The 19,697-nt window shown below is 71.4% G+C and carries 20 protein-coding genes and 1 tRNA gene; 11 read left to right on the top strand and 10 right to left on the bottom strand.

Going from position 1 to position 19,697, the window contains the following annotated elements:
* Positions 1–37: 37 nt before the first annotated feature.
* Genes STRNI_RS21710 through STRNI_RS21700 form a run of 3 tightly spaced genes read right to left on the bottom strand, consistent with a single transcriptional unit; the run spans position 38 to position 2,774 of the window.
* On the bottom strand, positions 38–712 hold the full coding sequence (locus STRNI_RS21710) for a TrmH family RNA methyltransferase (protein ID WP_018092705.1): 675 nt from the start codon (positions 710–712) through the stop codon (positions 38–40).
* Positions 709–2,106: an HTTM domain-containing protein gene (locus tag STRNI_RS21705; protein ID WP_381844076.1), complete on the bottom strand. Its 1,398-nt coding sequence runs from the start codon at positions 2,104–2,106 to the stop codon at positions 709–711. Before STRNI_RS21705 ends, STRNI_RS21710 begins: the two co-directional genes overlap by 4 nt.
* Complete coding sequence (locus tag STRNI_RS21700) at positions 2,103–2,774, bottom strand: DUF5819 family protein (protein WP_277411836.1); 672 nt, start codon at positions 2,772–2,774, stop codon at positions 2,103–2,105. The genes STRNI_RS21705 and STRNI_RS21700 overlap by 4 nt, the downstream gene beginning before the upstream one ends.
* 169 nt (positions 2,775–2,943) lie before the next feature.
* Between STRNI_RS21700 and paaA the strand changes: the two genes are divergently transcribed.
* The 6 genes from paaA to STRNI_RS21670 all read left to right on the top strand — a co-directional run bounded on the left by paaA (position 2,944) and on the right by STRNI_RS21670 (position 8,119).
* On the top strand, positions 2,944–3,894 hold the full coding sequence (gene paaA / locus STRNI_RS21695) for a 1,2-phenylacetyl-CoA epoxidase subunit PaaA (protein WP_093640953.1): 951 nt from the start codon (positions 2,944–2,946) through the stop codon (positions 3,892–3,894).
* A complete protein-coding gene (gene paaB / locus STRNI_RS21690) occupies positions 3,891–4,214 on the top strand; it encodes a 1,2-phenylacetyl-CoA epoxidase subunit PaaB (RefSeq protein WP_018092701.1) in 324 nt (107 codons plus the stop codon). The genes paaA and paaB overlap by 4 nt, the downstream gene beginning before the upstream one ends.
* Positions 4,214–4,930, top strand: a complete 717-nt coding sequence (paaC, locus tag STRNI_RS21685) for a 1,2-phenylacetyl-CoA epoxidase subunit PaaC (RefSeq protein ID WP_277411835.1) — start codon at positions 4,214–4,216, stop codon at positions 4,928–4,930. Before paaB ends, paaC begins: the two co-directional genes overlap by 1 nt.
* Positions 4,924–5,421, top strand: coding sequence for a 1,2-phenylacetyl-CoA epoxidase subunit PaaD (paaD, locus tag STRNI_RS21680; RefSeq protein WP_018092699.1), 498 nt, complete (start codon positions 4,924–4,926; stop codon positions 5,419–5,421). The genes paaC and paaD overlap by 7 nt, the downstream gene beginning before the upstream one ends.
* Entirely contained in the window at positions 5,421–6,464 is a 1,044-nt protein-coding gene (gene paaE, locus STRNI_RS21675; protein WP_093640941.1) for a 1,2-phenylacetyl-CoA epoxidase subunit PaaE, read from the top strand. The genes paaD and paaE overlap by 1 nt, the downstream gene beginning before the upstream one ends.
* Before the next feature lie 521 nt (positions 6,465–6,985).
* Positions 6,986–8,119, top strand: coding sequence for an acyl-CoA dehydrogenase family protein (locus tag STRNI_RS21670; RefSeq protein WP_277411834.1), 1,134 nt, complete (start codon positions 6,986–6,988; stop codon positions 8,117–8,119).
* A gap of 270 nt (positions 8,120–8,389) precedes the next feature.
* Here the strand turns inward: STRNI_RS21670 and STRNI_RS21665 are convergent, their stop codons facing one another.
* From STRNI_RS21665 to STRNI_RS21650, 4 genes are all read right to left on the bottom strand, one after another.
* Positions 8,390–8,734 carry a rhodanese-like domain-containing protein gene (locus STRNI_RS21665; RefSeq protein WP_161206325.1) on the bottom strand — a complete coding sequence of 115 codons (345 nt, stop codon included), beginning with the start codon at positions 8,732–8,734 and terminating at the stop codon, positions 8,390–8,392.
* A 10-nt stretch (positions 8,735–8,744) separates the two neighbouring features.
* Positions 8,745–9,890 (bottom strand): J domain-containing protein, encoded by a 1,146-nt coding sequence (locus tag STRNI_RS21660; protein WP_277411833.1) that lies wholly within the window; start codon positions 9,888–9,890, stop codon positions 8,745–8,747.
* 368 nt (positions 9,891–10,258) lie between these two features.
* A complete protein-coding gene (locus tag STRNI_RS21655) occupies positions 10,259–11,701 on the bottom strand; it encodes a DUF2252 domain-containing protein (RefSeq protein WP_277411832.1) in 1,443 nt (480 codons plus the stop codon).
* A 180-nt stretch (positions 11,702–11,881) separates the two neighbouring features.
* A complete protein-coding gene (locus STRNI_RS21650) occupies positions 11,882–13,252 on the bottom strand; it encodes an ABC transporter permease (protein WP_277411831.1) in 1,371 nt (456 codons plus the stop codon).
* Between the two features lie 122 nt (positions 13,253–13,374).
* Here STRNI_RS21650 and STRNI_RS21645 point away from each other — a divergent pair, with 122 nt between their 5' ends.
* On the top strand, positions 13,375–13,809 hold the full coding sequence (locus tag STRNI_RS21645) for a MarR family winged helix-turn-helix transcriptional regulator (protein ID WP_018092061.1): 435 nt from the start codon (positions 13,375–13,377) through the stop codon (positions 13,807–13,809).
* Positions 13,810–13,905: 96 nt separating this feature from the next.
* Here STRNI_RS21645 and STRNI_RS21640 read toward each other — a convergent pair whose 3' ends face one another.
* Entirely contained in the window at positions 13,906–14,268 is a 363-nt protein-coding gene (locus STRNI_RS21640) for a winged helix-turn-helix transcriptional regulator (RefSeq protein WP_127152013.1), read from the bottom strand.
* A 126-nt stretch (positions 14,269–14,394) separates the two neighbouring features.
* Here STRNI_RS21640 and STRNI_RS21635 point away from each other — a divergent pair, with 126 nt between their 5' ends.
* A complete protein-coding gene (locus tag STRNI_RS21635) occupies positions 14,395–15,045 on the top strand; it encodes an FMN-dependent NADH-azoreductase (protein ID WP_277411830.1) in 651 nt (216 codons plus the stop codon).
* Positions 15,046–15,220: 175 nt separating this feature from the next.
* Here STRNI_RS21635 and STRNI_RS21630 read toward each other — a convergent pair whose 3' ends face one another.
* Positions 15,221–16,468, bottom strand: a complete 1,248-nt coding sequence (locus tag STRNI_RS21630) for an MFS transporter (RefSeq protein WP_159487411.1) — start codon at positions 16,466–16,468, stop codon at positions 15,221–15,223.
* A 114-nt stretch (positions 16,469–16,582) separates the two neighbouring features.
* Here STRNI_RS21630 and STRNI_RS21625 point away from each other — a divergent pair, with 114 nt between their 5' ends.
* A complete protein-coding gene (locus tag STRNI_RS21625; protein ID WP_159487409.1) occupies positions 16,583–17,509 on the top strand; it encodes a LysR family transcriptional regulator in 927 nt (308 codons plus the stop codon).
* A 194-nt stretch (positions 17,510–17,703) separates the two neighbouring features.
* Here the strand turns inward: STRNI_RS21625 and STRNI_RS21620 are convergent.
* Positions 17,704–17,787: transfer RNA gene (locus tag STRNI_RS21620), tRNA-Leu, on the bottom strand.
* A gap of 523 nt (positions 17,788–18,310) precedes the next feature.
* On the opposite strand from STRNI_RS21620, the gene STRNI_RS21615 reads away from it, so the two are divergent.
* A complete protein-coding gene (locus STRNI_RS21615) occupies positions 18,311–19,144 on the top strand; it encodes an FhaA domain-containing protein (RefSeq protein ID WP_018092066.1) in 834 nt (277 codons plus the stop codon).
* 10 nt (positions 19,145–19,154) lie between these two features.
* Entirely contained in the window at positions 19,155–19,685 is a 531-nt protein-coding gene (locus STRNI_RS21610; RefSeq protein WP_018092067.1) for an FHA domain-containing protein FhaB/FipA, read from the top strand.
* Positions 19,686–19,697: the final 12 nt, after the last annotated feature.

The following is a 19,697-nucleotide window of genomic DNA, read 5'->3' as shown; positions in this document are numbered from 1 at the left end:
CGGGCCCCACCGGGCCGCCGACGGGGCCCGGTGGCCGTCAGAGGCCGCCCGGCCCCTCGATCCGCGCATGGCGGCCGATCCAGGCGTGCATCGCGATGGCGGCCGCGGCCCCCGCGTTGATCGAGCGGGTCGAGCCGAACTGCGCGATCGAGCAGACCAGCGAGGCATGCCGGCGCGCTTCCTCGGTCAGCCCCGGCCCCTCCTGGCCGAACAGCAGCACACAGCGGCGCGGCAGCTCGGTCGTCTCTAGCGGTACGGCGCCGGGGAGATTGTCGATCCCGATGATCGGCAGCTCCTCGGCCGCCGCCCAGGCGGTGAGGTCGGCGGTGTCCGGGTGGTGGCGGACGTGCTGGTAGCGGTCGGTCACCATCGCGCCGCGGCGGTTCCAGCGGCGCTGCCCGACGATATGGATCTCCTTGGCCAGGAACGCATTCGCGGTCCGGACGACCGAGCCGATGTTGAAGTCGTGGCCCCAGTTCTCGACGGCCACATGGAAGTCATGGCGGCGGGTGTCGAGGTCGGCGACGATCGCCTCGCGCGTCCAGTAGCGGTATTGGTCGACGACATTGCGGCGGTCGCCGTGCGCGAGCAGCTCGGGGTCGAACCGCTCGTCCTGCGGCCAGGGCTGCGGATGCGGTCCGACGCCGATCTGGGGCCCGTACCCCTCGTCGTACTGGAGGGGCTCGGCGGGGGCGGTTTTCTCGCTGCTCACCCCACGAGCGTATGGCCACCGCCGCTGTGCTCCGTACGGGCGTCCGGCTCACCGCCGCCGGAACCGCCCACCGGACGGGCCGGTCCGCCGCGTGAGAACAGCCGTGCGCGCAGGCGGGAGATCCTCCCGGAGATCCAGGTCAGGAATGTGGTCGGCAGGAAGACCGCGTCCGCGGTGATCATGGCGAGCGAGAAGAACGGCAGCCCCAGCAGGAACGCGATCGAGAGGTGCTCACAGATCATCGCGACCAGCAGCACATTCTTCAGCCGCCGGTTGAAGAGCGTGAACGGGAAGGCGACCTGCACGATCACCGTGCCGTAGGTGATCAGCATGATCATCACGCCGTTGCCGCCCATCAGCTCGGACAGCGCCGGCCAGGGGGAGAAGTAGTCCAGGTGCATCGGGAAGTAGACCGCGGTGCCGTCCTGCCAGCGGCTGCCCTGGATCTTGTACCAGCCGGCGGTGGCGTAGATCAGGCAGACCTCGACCATGATCACCAGCAGTGCGCCGTTGTGGGCGAGCTTTGCGAGGGTGTCCAGTACGACGCGGGGCTCGCCGGGCGCGTACCGCTGCACCGCCCACCACAGACCGTGCGTCGCCCACAGCCCCCACAGCACCAGGCTCCAGCCGATGTGCGGGAAGGGGCCGTGCTCGAACCAGCTGAGGCCGTAGTTGCCGCCCAGCTGGGCGACGGCCAGGGCGAGGCCGAGCACGGCCCACAGGATGACGCCGGGAAGATCGCGGGAGCCGTGGGGAGCACCACCGGATTCGTCCGCGGCGGCCGCCGCCCGCTTCGCCCGGCGCGCGTCCAGCGACCAGACCTGCCCGCAGCGGGTCAGCACGAGATACATCGACATCAGGTGGATGACGTTGTCGCCGCCGTCCCCTATGAAGATGCTGCGGTTCTGCAGCGAGATGACGCCGACCATGAAGAGCACCGACATGGTCCGGGTGCGCCAGCCGAGCATCAGCAGGGCGCCGGCCACGATGGCCATCAGGTAGACGCACTCGAACCAGCCGCGGCCGTCGGACCAGGGCAGCACGGAGAAGGCGTGGTTGCCGCTCAGCAGCCGGCGCGCCATGTCCAGGCTCCAGGGGCTGTCGGGCCCGTAGAGGACCGCGCGGTGCGGCCATTCCCGCAGCAGGAAAAACAGCCAGGCCGCCGAGAAGCCGATCCGGATCACGGCGGTCTGGTACGGAGCCAGCGCCCGGCCGGTGACATACCGGAAGCCGCGGCCGATGGCCCGCTCGATACGGGTCTCTTCGTAGGGAGCGGGCTCCTGGGGAGCCTGTGGTGCCTGCGCTTGCGAAGGCACGTCGGTCGGCTCCGTGGGGAGCTCGGGCTGCTGTGCGCCGGGCGTTGGCTGAGGCTGCTGGGGCGTCAGTGACGTCACTGGTTGTTCGCCCCCTCGGGCAGGTCGTCTGCGGTGACCTGCCACCAGGGCAGTACGCGGAACACGGGCTTGTCGCTGATCTTCTCGGAGCTCCACGGCGGCGGGCGGACCGCCGTCGTCTGCGAGCGGACCTGAATCCGCTCGATCCGGCCGCCGCTCCTGGTCCACTCGTCCTCCATCCGGAGCAGCACGATCCGCCGGATGTAGCGCTCGGACAGCTCACCGCGCAGGCCGACCGGGCGGTTCTGCGCGTTGTGGGTGTTGAGGAAGAGTTCCCACCCGCGGCGCAGCTGGTTCTGCTGGGTGTGGCTGGGCAGCGGGTTGTGGAGGATGGCCCGGCCGTCGCGGGCGGTCAGATCGGTCCAGCCGGTGGTCCGCGCGGCGCCGTCCTCGGTGCGCAGCTGTGCGCGAACCTGAACGTGTGTGTTCTGCTGGAGCGGATTGGGTGCGAACAGCTTCCAGTTCTGCTCGTACTCGGGATAGACATAGTCGCTGATCAGGGCGCCCTGCTGTTTGCTGAGCGTGTTCGACGGCGCGACGTGCAAGAACATCATGGCGACATGCACCGCGACGGCGACCGCGACGGCACAGGCCGCTGTTCCGATGATGATCCGCGAGGGCAGCGAGAGCGCGGCCAGTGGCCGCGGTTCGTCCCCGTATGACTGCATTCCCGCCCCGTTCCCAGAATCCAAGCGGCTGACTCCGCTTCGGAACCGTACCTAGGCGGCCCGGCCGGGCACACCTCCCCCGAGTTATCCACAGGCTTGACACCCGGGGTCCGCCCACTCACCATTGAACCGAACGATCGGTCGGTCGGGAGCAGCGAGGGGGCACCACATGACGACGATCGCGCCGGAAGAGACGGCCCGAGAGGCCGTATTCGACGCCACCGTGGCCGCGGAAGAGCGCATCGAACCGCGGGACTGGATGCCGGACGCCTACCGCTCGACACTCGTGCGGCAGATAGCGCAGCACGCTCACTCCGAGATCATCGGCATGCAGCCGGAGGCCAACTGGATCACCCGGGCGCCGTCCCTGCGCCGCAAGGCGATCCTGATGGCGAAGGTGCAGGACGAGGCCGGCCACGGCCTGTATCTCTACAGCGCCGCCGAAACCCTGGGCACCGGCCGCGACGAGCTGCTGGACAAGCTGCACTCCGGCCGCCAGAAGTACTCCTCGATCTTCAACTACCCGACCCTGACCTGGGCCGACGTCGGAGCCATCGGCTGGCTGGTGGACGGCGCGGCGATCACCAACCAGGTCCCGCTGTGCCGGTGTTCCTACGGCCCCTACGCCCGCGCCATGGTCCGCATCTGCAAGGAGGAGTCCTTCCATCAGCGCCAGGGCTACGAACTCCTGCTGACCCTCAGCCGCGGCACCGAGGCACAGCACGCCATGGCGCAGGACGCGGTGGACCGCTGGTGGTGGCCGTCCCTGATGATGTTCGGCCCGCCGGACGACGAGTCGTCACACTCCGCGCAGTCCATGGCCTGGAAGATCAAGCGGCACTCCAACGACGAGCTGCGCCAGCGCTTCGTGGACATCTGCGTCCCCCAGGCCGAGGCCCTCGGGCTGACGCTCCCCGATCCGGATCTGACGTGGAACGAGGAGCGCGGTCACTGGGACTTCGGCCCGATCGACTGGGCCGAGTTCCGCGAGGTCCTCAAGGGCAACGGCCCCTGCAATGAACAACGGATCAGCCGCCGGCGACAGGCCCATGAGGAAGGCGCCTGGGTGCGCGAAGCAGCCGCCGCCCACGCGGCCAAGCACGGGAAGGCCACCCGATGACCACACCACGCCCCGCCGAACCCAGCGCCGCCGCCGCGCCCACCGACTGGCCCCTGTGGGAGGTCTTCGTCCGCAGCCGCCGCGGCCTCTCGCACACCCACGCCGGCAGCCTGCACGCACCGGACGCCGAGATGGCGCTGCGCAACGCGCGCGACCTCTACACCCGCCGCTCGGAAGGCATCTCCATCTGGGTGGTGCCCTCGGCGCAGGTCACCGCCTCTTCGCCGGACGAGAAGGACGCCTTCTTCGAGCCGGCCGGCGACAAGCCCTACCGCCACCCGACCTTCTACGAGATCCCGGACGGGGTGCATCACCTTTGATGAACATCACCGCCACCCCGGCCCTGCCCCTCGGGGACGACGCCCTGATCCTCTCCCACCGCCTGGGCGAGTGGGCCGGCCACGCCCCGGTCCTGGAGGAAGAGGTCGCCCTGGCCAATATCGCGCTGGACCTGCTCGGCCAGGCCCGCGTGCTGCTCTCCCTGACCGGCGACGAGGACGAGCTGGCCTATCTGCGCGAGGAGCGGCAGTTCCGCAACCTCCAGCTCGTGGAACAGCCCAACGGCGACTTCGCCCACACCATCGCCCGCCAGCTCTACTTCTCCACCTACCAGGAGCTGCTGTTCGACCATCTCGCCGCAACGGAAAGCGAGTTGGCACCACTGGCCGGGAAGGCCGTCAAGGAGGTCGCCTACCACCGCGACCACGCCCACCAGTGGACGCTGCGCCTGGGCGACGGCACGGACGAGAGCCACGCCCGGATGCAACGCGCCCTGGATTCCCTGTGGCAGTTCACCGGCGAACTCTTCGAGCCGGTGGACGGACTGGAAACGGTGCCCTGGTCGGCCCTGGACGACAGCTGGACCACCCGCATCACCGCCACCCTGGAACAAGCCACCCTCACCGTCCCCGAAGGGCCCCGGCACGGCGCCTGGCGGGCCGGGGCGGGCCGCCAGGGACTGCACACCGAATCGTTCGGACGGCTGCTGGCCGAGATGCAGCACCTCCACCGCAGCCACCCGGGGGCGACATGGTGACCACCACCGCCCTCGAAGAGGAACTGCTGGCGCTGGCCGGCTCCGTTCCCGACCCCGAGCTGCCGGTCCTCACCCTCGCCGAGCTGGGCGTGCTGCGCGGCGTGCAGCTCACGGCCCCCGGCCGGGTCGAGGTGCAGCTCACCCCGACGTACACCGGCTGCCCCGCCATCGAGGCGATGTCGGCCGACATAGAGCGGGTGCTGCACGACCACGGCATACCCGACGTCGAGGTGCGTACGGTCCTCAGCCCGCCGTGGACCACGGACGCGATCACCGCCGAGGGCCGCCGCAAGCTCGCCGAATTCGGTATCGCGCCGCCACGCCCCACCGGACCGGCCGGCGGACCGGTCGCCGTCGACCTCACCATCCGCTGCCCCCACTGCGGATCGACCGACACCACCCTGCTGAGCCGGTTCTCCTCCACGGCGTGCAAGGCACTGCGCCGCTGTGAGTCCTGCCGCGAACCCTTCGACCACTTCAAGGAGTTGTGATGTTCCACCCGCTCCAGGTCCGGGAGATCGAGCGGCTCACGGACGACGCGGTGGCCGTCACCTTCGCGGTCCCGCCCGAGCTGCGCACGGCCTTCCGGCACACCCCCGGGCAGCACATCGCGCTGCGCAGATCGGTCGACGGCCAGGAGATCCGCCGTACGTACTCCATCTGCACCCCCGCCACCGACCAGCCCGTACTGCGCGTGGGCATCCGGCTGGTCGAGGACGGTGCGTTCTCGACGTACGCCCTCAAGGAACTGGCGGTCGGCGACACGGTGGACGTCATGGCCCCGGCAGGCCGGTTCACCCTCGAACCGCGCCCCGGCCACTTTGTCGGAATCGTCGGCGGCAGCGGCATCACCCCCGTGCTGTCCATCGCCGCCACCCTGCTCGCCCAGCAGCCGGACGCCCGCTTCTGCCTCATCCGCAGCGACCGTACGGCGGCGTCGACGATGTTTCTGGAGGAGGTGGCCGACCTCAAGGACCGTTATCCGCAGCGCTTCCAGCTCATCCACACCCTCTCCCGCGAGGAACAGCAGGCCGGCCTGCCCTCCGGCCGCCTGGACGAGGCCCGGCTCCGCTCCCTCCTGCCCGCACTCCTGAAGATCGACTCCGTCGACGGCTGGTACCTCTGCGGCCCCTACGGCCTGGTCCAGGGCGCCGAACGCGCCCTGCGCGCCCTCGATGTGCCCCGCACCCACATCCACGAAGAGATCTTCCACGTCGACAACGGCACCCCGACCGCCCCCGCAGCCGCCACTCCCGCTCACAGCACCGTGACCGCCACCCTCGACGGCCGCTCCGGAAGCTGGCCCGTCCACGACAGCGAATCGCTGCTCGAAGCAGTCCTGCGCAACCGCGCGGACGCCCCGTACGCCTGCAAGGGCGGCGTCTGCGGCACCTGCCGCGCCTTCCTGGTCTCGGGCGAGGTCCGTATGGACCGCAACTTCGCCCTGGAATCCGACGAGGTCGACGCCGGTTACGTGCTGGCCTGCCAGTCCCACCCGGTCACGGAGAAGGTCGAGCTGGACTTCGACCGATAAGACCGCCCCGATCGGGTCAGCCCCACGAGCCGGGCGCGGACGCCACACCGGTCGCCGCCCCGGCCGCCACCCCAGGGCGGCGTCTCAGCCCTGGGCGCCTCTCGCTGCCGGGGACCCGTGCCCAGCCGCATCCGGGAGGCCGCCTGAGCCGCTTCGCCACGGCGAGGTCCCGGCTTCACCGCCGAGGACCGGCCGCTGGTCCGCGTGCTCCGAAGCCCGGCGTCGGCAACCGGCCCCGGCATCGGCGTCGGCCTGCACCTCGGCTTCGGCTTCGAACTTCGTGCTTCGGCCTCGGCTTCGGGCTCGTTCCGGAGGTACCGCATCGAAGCGGTCACCGAAGCCGGCGCTGGCCGGAGCCCGTAAGCACGTCCCACTCGAACACGTCCCACTCGCTCCCCGTCCGCCCCCTTGCCCGCCCTCAACTCCCTCGCCCTTCCGCCGCCTCCGCCATTCCCAATTCCTGCAACCTGTTCTACCTTGACGCTTCGTCAGATCGAGGCGCCGCGTGGGAGGACAGAGCAGTGGACTTCACCTTCACCGAGGAGCAGCAGGCCGCCGTCGAAGCGGCGAGGGCCGTCTTCTCGGGGGTCGCTCCGGACCGTGTGCCCAGCCCGGCCCTCACCCCCGGTGCGATCGCCGACGACTTCGACCGCACGCTCTGGCACAAGCTCGCCGAGGCCGATCTGCTGAGCCTGCCGATCGCGCCCGAGCACGGCGGCGCGGGCCTGGACCCGATCGCGCTCTGCCTCGTACTCCGCGAGTCGGCCAAGGTGCTGGCACGGGTACCACTGCTGGAGGCCGGAGCCGCCGCGCTCACCCTCCAGCGTTATGCGGCCGACGAACTCTGTGCGGAGGTGCTCCCCCGGATCGGTGCCGGGGACCTCGTCGTGACCGTCGCCGCCCACGGCCGCACCGGCCATGAACCGGCCGATCTCGCCGTGGAAGCCCATCAGGAAGGCGCCGAGTGGGTCCTCGACGGCATCCAGACCGCTGTCCCCTGGGCCCGGACCACGGACCGGGCCCTGCTCCCCGCCCACACCCCCGAAGGCCACGCCGTCCTCGCCCTCGTCCCCCGCACCCACCCCGGCGTCACGCTCGACGACCAGGTGTCCACCAGCGGAGAGCCGCTCGCCGAGGTCCGGCTGGATTCCGTACGCATCAGCGCCCGGGAAGTGGTCACCGACCCCGCCGCCTGGGACTCGCTGCGCCACGTTCTGACCACCGGCACCTGCGCACTCGCCCTGGGGCTCGGGGAACGCGTACTGGCCATGACCAGCGACTACACCAGCAAGCGCGAACAGTTCGGGTTTCCGGTGGCCACCTTCCAGGCCGTCGCCTGCCAGGCCGCCGATCGCTTCATCGACCTGCGTGCCATGGAGGCCACACTCTGGCAGGCCGCCTGGCGCATCACCACCGAAGCGGCCGGCCCGCTACCGATCGCCGGTGATGTCGCGGTCGCCAAGATCTGGGCCTCCGAGGGCGTACGCCGCGTCGTCCAGACCGCCCAGCATCTGCACGGTGGCTTCGGCGCCGACACCGATTACCCGCTGCACCGCTACCACGCCTGGGCCAAGCAACTCGAGCTCTCCCTCGGCCCCGCCGCCGCCCACGAGGAGTCCCTCGGCGAGCTGCTCGCGGCACACCCGCTGGGCTGAGGCGAGTACAAGCCGGAGCGTGTGCTGGGGCGGCGGGCGCCGGGTCGCCGTAACGGCGCCGGGTTTCAGGCTTCTGGCCACGGGCCGCCACGGGCCACGGATGGCGACCGCCGACCGCCGCATGCTCCGTCAACAGTCCGGACGACCATCCAGCGCGGCCTCCGTCGACCACCACGGAGCAGGCGACTGACGACTGTTCGGGGGCTGATGACTGTCCCGGGGGGGGACGGCCGCCCGACAGCCCAGCTCTCCGGCTCTCCGGCGCTCCGGCTAGATGACCGAGCCCGAGCCGCCCTTGCCGTCCGAGACGGGACGGCCGGCGGCCTCCCATGCCTGCATGCCGCCCGCGACGTTCACCGCGTCGACGCCCTGCTGGATCAGATACTGCGCCACCTGTGCCGAGCGCCCGCCGACCCGGCACAGCACGTACACCTTGCCGTCCTGGGGAGCCGCCTCGGTCAACTCCCCGTAGCGGGCGACGAATTCACTCATCGGGATGTGCAGCGCGCCCTCGGCGTGCCCCGCCTCCCACTCGTCGTCCTCGCGCACATCCAGGAGGAAGTTCTCCGACGTGAGAGCGTCGACACCGACCGTGGGCACAGAACCAAATTGCATGGTCCCGACGCTACCCGACCAGCTGCGCGAGGTACGTCTCGCGTTCCGCGACATCGGCGAGCAGCTTCTCGGCGATCTCGTCCAGCAGCGCGTCCGGGTCCTCCGGCGCCATCTTGATCATCGCGCCGATCGCGCTCTCCTCCAGCTCGGCGGCCATCGCGGCCAGCAGCTCCTTGCGCTCGGCCAGCCACTCCAGCCGCGCGTAGAGCTCCTCGCTCTCGCTGAGCCGCTCCTCGACCGGCGCGGGGCCGGCCTCCCACTCCCGCGCCAGCTCGCGCAGCGCCGTCTCATCGCCCTGGGCGTACGCCATGTTGACCCGTGCGATGAAGGCGTCCCGCCGCGCACGCTCCGCGTCGTCCCGCGCCAGGTCCGGGTGGGCCTTGCGCACCAGGTCGCGGTAGACCTTGCGGGCCTCTTCGCTGGGCCGCACCTTCTGCGGCGGCTGCACCGACTGCTCGGTGAGCATCGCCTGGGCCTCGGGAAACAGCCCGTCCGCCCCCATCCAGCCGTGGAACAACTCCTCGACCTCCGGCATCGGCAGCACCGACGCCCGCGCCTCCCGCGCCTTGCGGAGGTCCGCGGGATCGCCCGTACGCGCCGCCACCGCCTCGGCGATCTGCGCGTCCAGCTCGTCCAGCCGTGCGTACATGGGGCCGAGCCGCTGGTGGTGCAGGCGGGAGAAGTTCTCCACCTCCACCCGGAAGGTCTCCACCGCGATCTCGAACTCGATCAGCGCCTGCTCCGCGGCCAGCACCGCCTTCGCCAGCCGCCGGGTCGCCTCGTCCTGAGCCGCGGTCGCCTGCTCGTCCGGCGCACCACCCGGCTCGGGCGCTGCCTCGGCCTGGCCAACCCCCGGCTCGGATCCCGCCCCGGCCTGACCGACGCCCGCGTCGGATCCTGCCCCGGCCCGATCGACGCCCTGATCAGGCCCCGCCGCGGCCTGACCCACGGGTGGATCGGTGTGGGCCCTGCGGCCGAGGTCCGACCCTTCCGAGCCCGCGACGTGATCCTCCGGACCGTCGTCGTGCCCGAGCTGGTCGCTCTGCCCGCCGTCGCGGGCGTCCGGTGCCTGCGGGTCGGCCTGGGCGTCCGGGGTGCCCGGTACGTCCGGTCGGTGCTGGCCGTCCTGCGCGTTCTCCGCGTGCGAGTTCGTCACCCGGCCAGCGTACGGCCCCGCTGGGCGAGGCCCTCCACGGCCATTCAATCGCTTCCAGCTGGGCTCGGGGCCCCTCCCCCCCCAGCCCACCCACCCCCACCTACCGCCCACCGCCAACGAACCCCAAGCCCGCACACCCCCGACCAGACCGCCCCCAAGCCCACGACCCCAACAGGCCCCAAGCCCCCGAGTCCCCGGGCCCCCAGCCCCAACCAAGCCCAAGCCCCGCCCAGCCCCCAACCGACCACCGAGCCCGAACCCGACCCCCCATCCCCAGCCCGCCAACACCCCAAGCGCCCACCGGCACCCCACCCAAGCCCCGGCCCCAGCCCAGAGCCCAAGCCCGCGCGCGCCCGTCTCCCCTCCCCTCACACCCCCATCTCTGCCTCAACCCGCCCGTTCTTCACCGCCGCTGTCAGTGCCGCGTGGTCCGCTTCCGTGCGGTCCGCGTAGGAGACCGCGAAGGTGGCTATGGCCTCGTCCAGTTCGTCGTTCTTGCCGCAGTAGCCGGCCAGCAGGCGCGGGTCGGCGCTGTGGGAGTGCGCACGGGCCAGGAGGGCACCGGTCATCCGGGCGTAGTCGTCCATCTGGTCGCCGGACAGCTGCGTCGGGTCCACGCTGCCCTTGCGGTTTCTGAACTGGCGGACCTGGACCGGCAGCCCCTCCTGTGGGCCGCGGCCCGAGGCCGCGCCACCCGTGCCCGTCGACGCCACGCCCTGCACCGTCGTCCAGCCCAGCAGGATGTCGCTGACCACCTGCATCCGGCGCTGCCCGAGCACCACCCGGCGGCCCTCGTGCACCACCGACGGCACCGGGAAGCCGGCCTTCTCCGCGAAGGGCGCCAGCGCCGAACTGCGTGCCTCCTTCACCTGCAGGACCAGCGGCTCGCCCCGGTGGTCCAGCAGCAGCACCACATACGAGCGCAGGCCCACACTGCCCGTGCCGACCACGCGGAAGGCCACATCGTGCACCGCGTACCGGGCCAGCAGGGGCAGCCGGTGCTCGGCGATCGTGTCCAGATAGCCGGTGAGGGACGTGGCCACGGCTGCTGCCTCCGCATCCGGCACCCGTCGCAGCACCGGCTGGGCATCCACGAACCGGCGGCCGCCGTCCGCCGTCGGCTCCGTCGCCTTGGCCGCGAACCGCGCGCTGGTGTTCTTGCGGGCCTTCTCCGCGACCCGCTCCAGCGTTCCCAGCAGATCCCGGGCGTCGGCGTGCGAGACCAACTCCTCGTCCGCGATCGCGTTCCACGCCCCGATGACCGGCAGCTTGGCCAGCAGCCGCATCGTGTGCCGGTAGGAGCCCGCCGCGTCCAGCGCCGCCTTACGGCAGTCGTCCTCGTCTGCGCCGGCCTCCCGGCCGGCCAGCACGATCGACGTCGCGAGCCGCTTCAGATCCCACTCCCACGGCCCGTGCAGGGTCTCGTCGAAGTCGTTGAGGTCGATGACGAGGCCGTCGCGGGCGTCGCCGTAGAGGCCGAAGTTGGCGGCGTGCGCATCTCCGCATATCTGCGTGCCGATGCCGGTCACCGGGCCGGCGGCCAGGTCGTACGCCATCAGGCCTGCGGAGCCACGGAGGAAGGCGAAGGGGCTCACGGCCATCCGCCCGACCCGTATCGGCGTCAGCTCGGGCAGCCGGCCGGCGTTGGACTCCTCGACCGCAGCGACCGCGTCCGGCCGCCCGTCCGCGATCGACAGCACGGCCTGCCCGGAACGCGGGAGCCGCTCCCGCAGCGCCCGCCCGACGGCCTTGGGCGACGGCCCCTGTGCATCCGGATCGGCAAACCCCGGTACGTACGGCACACGCGGCATAGCGGGCCACCTCCCCCTTCACGATCTGTGTCCGGTGTTCTTGATGTCCCTGTGCTTCAGCTTCAGTTTCTCTGTGTACTGCGTTCGTCCGCGCGCCGGGCGGTTCCGGCCTGCCGACGTGCATGACGTTACCGAGGTCCTGGCGCGGCCCGCAGAGCCTGTGGATAACTCTCCGGACGGCTAGACGCCCACCGCCTCCTCCATCTCCTCCTCCCTCTCGCCCGCCAGCTCCGCGGCCGCCTCCGCGGGCCCGTGACCCGCCCCCGCTGCTCCCCCTGCGGTCCGCACCGGCCGGCCGCTCCGTTCCGGAGCCGGGTCCGGCACCGTCGCCGCCACCGCGGCCGCCGCCACCGCCGCGGCATGGGCCGCCGCCTCCGCCTCCGCGGTACGCCGCCGCTTCTCGGCCAGGGCCGCCGCCCCGACCGTCACCAGGCCGACGACCAGCCACCACACCAGCGTCCAGACGTGTCCCGACAGTCCGTAGCCGTCGAAGTAGACATGGCTGCGGGTGCCCTCCACGAAGCCCGCACCGTTCCAGAACGAGTGCAGCGCCGCGAAGAACCCGTTCTGCATCTCGGGGCGGAAGATCCCGCCGGAAGACGTGAAGTTGAGCATCACGAAGAGGGTCATCACACCGAGCGTCGTCCAGCGCCTGAGGAAGGTGTGCAGGCCGGTGCCGATCAGCAGAATGCCCGCGGCGTAGAGCCAGGCCATGCCCCACAAGCCGCCGAGACCGTGGTCGACGAGGTGGAAGACCGGGCCGGCGAATGCCGTCCCGATGAGGCCGACGACGAAGGAGGTGCCGAGGGCCAGCGCCGCCCGCAGCCGGAGCGGCAGCACGGCTCCGGCGCCGCCGATCACCGCGACCGAGGCGTACGAGCCGATGCTGATCGCGACCAGCAGGAAGAAGATGCCCTGACCGGTCGGGTCGTCCTCGGCGGTCGGCGCCACGTCCGTGACCTTCAGCGGGGCGCCCTGTTGCTCCGCGATCGGGGTGAAGACCTTCTGGACGACGGTCGCGCTGGTGTCGGAGGCAGCCGTCGCCACCAGCAGCTCGGGCGCAGGCTTCCCCGGTCCCGCCGCCCCGCCGGCACCGGTCGTACCCGCCGACGCACTCAACGCACCCGCCTCGCCGGCCCTGTCCGCCCCGTGCGAAGCCCCCTTCGCCACAGTCGCATCCGCCGTGCCCCCCGTGCCCGCCGCACCCTTCGCACCATGCGCAGAGATCACATACGCGCCGAAGATGTCCTGGTGCTTGAGCCGTTCGACCGCCGCCGACCGGTCACCGACGGTCCGTACGTCCAGGTCACCGGCCGCCTTGTCGTTGATCGACTGGGCGAGGAGCTGGGCGCTCCGGCCCTGTCCGACGACCGCGACGGGCAGATGGTGCGGCGCGGGGTGCGCGAAGGCACCCAGATACGCCAGTCCCATCCCGATGCACATCAGCAGCGGGGTGATCAGGTGCGTCAGGACGTGACGCAGCCCGGTGGCGTGGCCGCCGCGCGCGGCACGGTGCTCGTTTCGGTGATCGGGACGTCGGACCGTACTCATGGGCCAGGCCTTCTCAAGCTCGTCGGATCAGCTGTCGCCGTCAGGTGGCCGGAACCAGTAGTTGGCTATTACAACTCTTGAACCACGTTGTACTATACAACTACCTCTACGAAAGGCAACCCGTGGCTCACCGCGAGGACTCCGTCGAGACCATCCAGCAGGAGATGACCGCGTTCGCCCGCCGGGCCCGCGCGACCGCCGCCCGGATGCATCCCGAGCTGTCGCTGGTCTCCTACACCCTGCTTGCGCACCTCGATGACCAGCAGGGATGCCGCGCCACGGACCTCGCGGCGCACTACTTCCTGGACAAGTCCACGGTCAGCCGGCAGATCGCCGCACTGGAGAAACTCGGCTTCGTCGAGCGCCGCGTCGACCCGGAGGACCACCGCGTCCAGGTGCTGCACCCCACCGAGAAGGGCGCCCAGGTGCTCGCCAATGTCACCGCCAGCCGCCGCCAGGCGTTCCACGAGCGGCTGGCCGACTGGGACGAGGAAGACCTCGACCGCTTCGCGACCTACCTGCGCCGCTACAACGCCGCACAGGAACGGCTGGGGTAAGACAGCCACCCGAGCGCCACCCGAGCGCGCCCCAACCGAGCGCGCCCCCAAAGACGGGGCCGCCGCACCACCCGTCGGCACCCTGCCCCGCGGCGCCTACTTCCGGAACTGCTCCGGACACTGCCCGCCGTCGGCGAGGTAGGTCTCCGCCCAGCGCCCCAGCTCCTTGAGCGCGGGCTCCATCGCCAGACCGGCCTCCGTCAGCCGGTACGAGACCCGCAGCGGCGGACCCGCGTCCACCTCGCGGACGACCAGACCGGTCGCCGCGAGCTCCATGAGGCGGTCGGAGAGCATCCGCTCACTGATCCCGGGGATGGCCCGCCGCAGATCGGCGAAGTGCACCGGACCCGGCATCAGGGTCGCGACGATCAGCCCCGTCCAGCGCTTCCCGAACAGCTCGAAGACGCGCGTCATCCCGCCGTCGACCTGCCTGCACATCGCCTCGCCGTGGTCCGCCATATACCCAGAGTACCGCCTTCCCGTTGGCTACTGCGGAAAAGTAAGTTCCTGTGCTATCAATAGGGACGTACGGAATTCAATCAGTGGTCGCGCACCGCCCGGCCGCCTACCGAAGGACCGATTCCCATGGCCACGCTTCTGCTCATCGACTCCTCCGTTTTTCCCGAGGGCGGCTCCGCCTCCCGTTCGGTCACCGCGGCCTTCCGCAAGGCCTGGAAGGAGCAGCACCCCGACGGCACCGTGATCCACCGCGACCTGGCCGCCGATCCGCTGCCGCACCTCGACGGCGTCGGCACCTCCGCCGGCTTCTCCGACCCGGCCACCCACACCCCCGAGCAGCAGGAGGCCTTCGCACTGCGCGTGAAGCTCGCCGAGGAGCTGGAGCAGGCCGACGCGATCGTCATCGGCGCCCCGATGTACAACTTCACGATCCCCTCCACGCTCAAGGCGTGGCTCGACCAGGTGATCATCATGGGCCGTACGGCGGGGGAGCAGCCGTCGGCCAAGGGCACCCCGGTCACCGTCGTCGCCAGCCGCGGCGGTTCCTACGCGCCCGGCACGCCCCGTGAGTCCTTCGAGTACGTCCAGAACTACCTGGAGGCCGTGCTGAACGGCGGTCTGGGCCTCGAGGTCGACTTCATCGTCCCCGAGCTGACCATGGCCCCGAACAACCCGGCGATGGCCGAGCTGATCCCGCTGTACGAGACCTCCCGCGACAAGGCCCACGAGGACGCGGCGGCCAAGGCCAAGGCTCTCGTCGAGCGCCTCGCCGCCTGAGCCCGGCCGAGACCCGAGCCCGGGGAGTGGGCTGCCGGCACGGCTTCCCACGGACTGACGCAGCCACCTCCCGGCGGGCGGCCGCCCGTATGGCATCGCCACCCACGCGCCCGCCCCGGGGGCACCGGGCCACGCGGCTCCTCCGCCCCGTGCCCACGTCCCCGGGGCCCCCGCCTCACTCCGGGCGCGAGGACACCTCCCGTACCGGCGCCCTCCCCACGCCCACCGCCACCAGTGCCCCCACGGCGAGCGTCCCGCCCAGCCACATCACACCGACCGCGCCCCAGCCGTCCGCGGCCCGCCCGCCGGCCAGCGCCCCCAGTGCGATAGCCCCGTTGAACACCGCCACGAACAGTGCGGAGGCCGCCTCGCGGGCACCCGGTGCGGCCGCCATCAGCCAGGTCTGCGTGCTGACCGAGACACCCCCGTAGGCCAGCCCCCATACGGCCACCACGACAGCCGCCCCCGGCACCCCTGCCCCGCGCCCCACCAGCGGCATCAGCAGCACCGCCCCCGCGAGCACCCCACAGATCACCAGCAACGCCGCCCTCGGTGACCGCGCCGCCCCGGCCCCTGCCAGGAAATTCCCGGCCAGACCCGCGAGGCCGAACGCCAGCAGCAGCGTGCTGATCTGCCCGGCCTCCGCACCGGCCACCTCCTCCAGCACCGGCCGCACATAGGTGTACGCCGCGAAGTGCCCGGTCACCAGGAGCGCCACCAGGACGAGCCCGGTCCGTACGGGGGCGCCGCGCAGCACGGCCAGCACCCCGTTCAGCCGCACCGCGGCGGCCTCCGGCAGCGGCGGCAGCAGTACGGCCAGTGCGACCGCGACCGCCCCGCAGACCACGGCCATCGCCCCGAACGCCGTTCGCCGGCCGCCCAGTTCGCCCAGGAAGGTGCCGGCCGGCACACCCAGTACGGACGCCGCCGCGACCCCGCTGAAGATCAGGGACGTCGCCGCCGCCACGCTCCGCGCGGGCACCAGCCGCACCGCGAGCCCCGCCGCGATCGCCCACACCCCGCCCATTCCCAGCCCCACCAGCACCCGTGCCACCAGCAGCACCACGACATTCGGCGCATACGCCGCCAGCAGATTGGCCGCCGCCAGCGTGCCCATCAGGGCGACCAGCACCGCCCGCCGGTCCCGCCGCCCCACGAGCATCGTCAGCAAGGGCGCCGACACCGCCGCGACCAGGCCCGTGACCGTCAGCGTCAGCCCCGCCGTACCGGCCGAGATCCGCAACTCCCGGCCGATCGGGGTCAACAGCCCCACCGGCAGCATCTCCGACGTCACCACCGTGAACGTCGCCGCGGCCAGCGCCCCGACCGCCGGCAGGCCACCGCCCCGCTTCCGCCCCGACTCCGCTGCTCGCGCGGCCACTTCGGCGCCACGGGCCGCCGCCCCGCCCTCGATGTTCGTCATGCCCCCAGCCAACGCCCGCACCGCCGGGGGAACAACGGCCCACCTCTCACCCTTCTATGAGCAGGACTCATCGATTCACCGCGCAGACCACCGACCGATCCCCGGAGGAACCCCATGAGCGGCCCGCCCGCCGCGACCGCCGGCCTGCCCGCCCCCGGCCTCGAACTCCGCGAGCTGGAATGCTTCCTCGTCCTCTCCGAGGAGCTGCATTTCGGCCGCACCGGCGAGCGGCTGTATGTCTCGCAGAGCCGCGTCAGCCAGCTGCTGCGCGCCCTGGAGTCGCGGATCGGCGCCCGTCTCGTGGACCGCACCAGCCGCCGGGTCCGCCTCACCCCGCTCGGCGAGGAGTTCCGTACGTCGCTGCGCCCCGCCTACGACGCGCTGCGCACCACCGTCGAGAGCGCCCGCAGCGCCGCCCGCGGGATCGAGGGCCGTCTGACGATCGGCTTCCAGGGCACCGCGGACGACCGCATCATGCGGGCCATCGACGTCTTCCACCGACGCCACCCGGGCTGCGCCACCGAGATCGTCGAGATCCCGCTGTGCGATCCCTTCGGCGCGCTGCGCGGCGGCGCGGTCGACGCCGCCGTGACGCTCCTGCCCGTCGCCGAGCCCGATCTCACCCTCGGCCCCGTCTTCCCGGCCCAGCAGCAGACCCTCGCCGTCTCCGTACGGCATCCGCTGGCGTCCCGCGCCTCGATCGGCGCCGAGGATCTCGCCACCGTCCCGCTGGTCTCCCCGGCCGGCCCGGCGCCGGCCTACTGGCGCACGGCCCACGCCCCGGCCGCCACGCCGCAGGGCCGTCCGATCCCCGCGGGGCCCGCCGTCAGCACGCTGCAGGAGGGCCTCACCCTCGCCGCGGCCGGCCGCGGCGGCATGCTGCTGTGCCGCCCCACCGCCGACTACCACGGCCGCCGCGACCTCGTCTTCGTCCCCGTCACCGGCCTGCCGGGTTCGGTCCTGGGGCTGGTCCACCACACCGCCCGGGAGACCGCCCGGGTCCGCGCGTTCCGTACGGTCGTCACGGAGATCGCCGGGTGACGGAGGCCACGGCGGGGCGGAAGCGGCCACGGCGAGGGCGGCGGCGGGCGCGGATGTGAGGTAGGCCTCAACGGGCCGGCCGAGGCCTGCCCGTGAGGGCGTCCCTCACCGCGTCCGTGACGTACCCAACAACGTGATGAAGACAACGAAAGACCCCCGGTCCGGATTTCTCCGGAGACCGGGGGTCTCATCTGTGCGCGAGGGGGGAGTTGAACCCCCACGCCCTTTCGGGCACTGGAACCTGAATCCAGCGCGTCTGCCTATTCCGCCACCCGCGCATGGGTGCTGCCGGTTGATTCTCTCACGTGATCCGGGCTGTTCCGTCCGGGTCTTGTGCGAGCGCCTGCCGACATCCAGAACACTAGCACGCTGTCGGGGGTGCCTTCACACGCCTTTCCCCCGGTCCCCGCCCTGCGGCAACCCGGGCGGCACCCCGCCTCACCCCGGGCATTCGCGGAGCGCTGCCCAGAGGGTTCACACTCGCGGTAGCTGCAAACAGAGTGAGGGCCACCCGGGCCGGCCGGGGCGCCCGACCCCGCGCCATGTCCGACTCCGGCACCCGCCCGCCCGGAGTGGTCGGCGGTTGCGGGACACTGTTTGCGGGGCACATCTACGATCGCAGTGCACGAGCAGTGGGCAAGGAGCAAGCAAGCACCGGGCAACCCTGTGAGGGGCGACACTCGTCCTCAAGGCGGGAAAGGGGAACCAGCCGATTTCCCGACGCGTGGATACGATCAGTAAGCAGTATCAGGACGACTCGATCAGGACGACCCCGACGAAGACTGAGGAAGGAGGTGCCCCGTGGGAGTACTGAAGCGTTTCGAGCAGCGGCTCGAAGGTCTCGTCAACGGCACCTTCGCCAAGGTGTTCAAGTCCGAGGTGCAGCCCGTTGAGATCGCCGGCGCGCTGCAGCGCGAGTGCGACAACAACGCCACCATCTGGAACCGCGACCGCACGGTCGTCCCCAACGACTTCATCGTCGAGCTGAGCACCCCCGACTACGAGCGGCTGAGCCCCTACAGCGGGCAGCTCGGCGACGAGCTCTCCAGCATGGTCCGCGACTACGCCAAGCAGCAGCGGTACACCTTCATGGGCTCGATCAAGGTCCATCTGGAGAAGGCCGACGATCTCGACACCGGCCTGTACCGCGTGCGCAGCCGCACGCTCGCCTCCAGCTCGTCCCAGGACCAGCCGGGCCCCGCTGCCGACCGCCGCTCCGCCGCGATGCCTCGCGGCGGCCAGCCCGGCGGCGGCCATGTGAGCCCGCCCCCCATGCCTTCGTCCCCGCCTCCCGGCGGCGCACAGTCCGTACCCCGTACGGCACCGCCCGGTGCAGGACCGCAGCCCCAGGCACAAACCAGGCGCTGGATCGAGATCAACGGCACCCGCCATCAGATCTCCCGCCCCACGCTCGTGCTGGGCCGCAGCACCGACGCTGACGTACGGATCGACGACCCGGGTGTCTCCCGGCGTCATTGTGAGATCCGGGTCGGAACGCCCCCCATGATCCAGGATCTGGGTTCCACGAACGGCATCGTGGTAGACGGGCAGCACACCACTCGCGCTAATCTCCGCGACGGCTCGCGGATTGTCGTGGGCAGTACCACCATCGTTTACCGGCAAGCCGAAGGGTGAAGCGGGGGCAATGTCAGAGCTGACCCTCACGGTCATGCGGTTGGGTTTCCTCGCCGTACTGTGGCTGTTCGTCATCGTGGCCGTTCAGGTCATCCGCAGCGATCTGTTCGGCACGCGCGTCACACAGCGCGGTGCCGCCCGTCGCGGCGGACAGGAACCGCGTGCGCAGCGGCAGGCTGCCGCGCCACCGCAACAACAGCGCCGCCAGGAAGGCGGACGCGGCAACAACAACCGGCAGCGCCGAGGAGCCCCCACGAAGCTCGTGGTCTCCGAGGGCTCGCTGACCGGCACCACCGTCGCCCTCCAAGGCCAGACCATCTCCCTGGGCCGTGCGCACGACTCCACGATCGTGCTGGACGACGACTACGCGTCCAGCAGGCATGCCAGGATCTACCCGGACCGTGACGGCCAGTGGATCGTCGAGGACCTCGGTTCCACCAACGGCACGTACCTGGACCGGACCCGACTGACGACCCCGACACCGATTCCGCTGGGAGCCCCGATCCGCATCGGCAAGACCGTCATCGAGCTGCGGAAGTAGTACGACAATGAG

The organism is Streptomyces nigrescens (assembly GCF_027626975.1).
Lineage (GTDB): Bacteria > Actinomycetota > Actinomycetes > Streptomycetales > Streptomycetaceae > Streptomyces > Streptomyces nigrescens.
The sequence above is the reverse complement of the archived record's forward strand: the minus strand, read 5'-3'. Positions and strand labels throughout refer to the sequence as shown.

Coding starts and splice junctions, on each gene's coding strand:
- STRNI_RS21665 (WP_161206325.1), bottom strand. CDS start 8,734: ATGCAATTTGGTTCTGTGCCCACGGTCGGTGTCGACGCTCTCACGTCG.
- paaE (WP_093640941.1), top strand. CDS start 5,421: ATGTTCCACCCGCTCCAGGTCCGGGAGATCGAGCGGCTCACGGACGAC.
- STRNI_RS21700 (WP_277411836.1), bottom strand. CDS start 2,774: ATGCAGTCATACGGGGACGAACCGCGGCCACTGGCCGCGCTCTCGCTG.
- STRNI_RS21650 (WP_277411831.1), bottom strand. CDS start 13,252: ATGAGTACGGTCCGACGTCCCGATCACCGAAACGAGCACCGTGCCGCG.
- STRNI_RS21635 (WP_277411830.1), top strand. CDS start 14,395: ATGGCCACGCTTCTGCTCATCGACTCCTCCGTTTTTCCCGAGGGCGGC.
- STRNI_RS21610 (WP_018092067.1), top strand. CDS start 19,155: ATGTCAGAGCTGACCCTCACGGTCATGCGGTTGGGTTTCCTCGCCGTA.
- paaB (WP_018092701.1), top strand. CDS start 3,891: ATGACCACACCACGCCCCGCCGAACCCAGCGCCGCCGCCGCGCCCACC.
- STRNI_RS21655 (WP_277411832.1), bottom strand. CDS start 11,701: ATGCCGCGTGTGCCGTACGTACCGGGGTTTGCCGATCCGGATGCACAG.
- STRNI_RS21630 (WP_159487411.1), bottom strand. CDS start 16,468: ATGACGAACATCGAGGGCGGGGCGGCGGCCCGTGGCGCCGAAGTGGCC.
- paaD (WP_018092699.1), top strand. CDS start 4,924: ATGGTGACCACCACCGCCCTCGAAGAGGAACTGCTGGCGCTGGCCGGC.
- STRNI_RS21625 (WP_159487409.1), top strand. CDS start 16,583: ATGAGCGGCCCGCCCGCCGCGACCGCCGGCCTGCCCGCCCCCGGCCTC.
- STRNI_RS21640 (WP_127152013.1), bottom strand. CDS start 14,268: ATGGCGGACCACGGCGAGGCGATGTGCAGGCAGGTCGACGGCGGGATG.
- paaC (WP_277411835.1), top strand. CDS start 4,214: ATGAACATCACCGCCACCCCGGCCCTGCCCCTCGGGGACGACGCCCTG.
- paaA (WP_093640953.1), top strand. CDS start 2,944: ATGACGACGATCGCGCCGGAAGAGACGGCCCGAGAGGCCGTATTCGAC.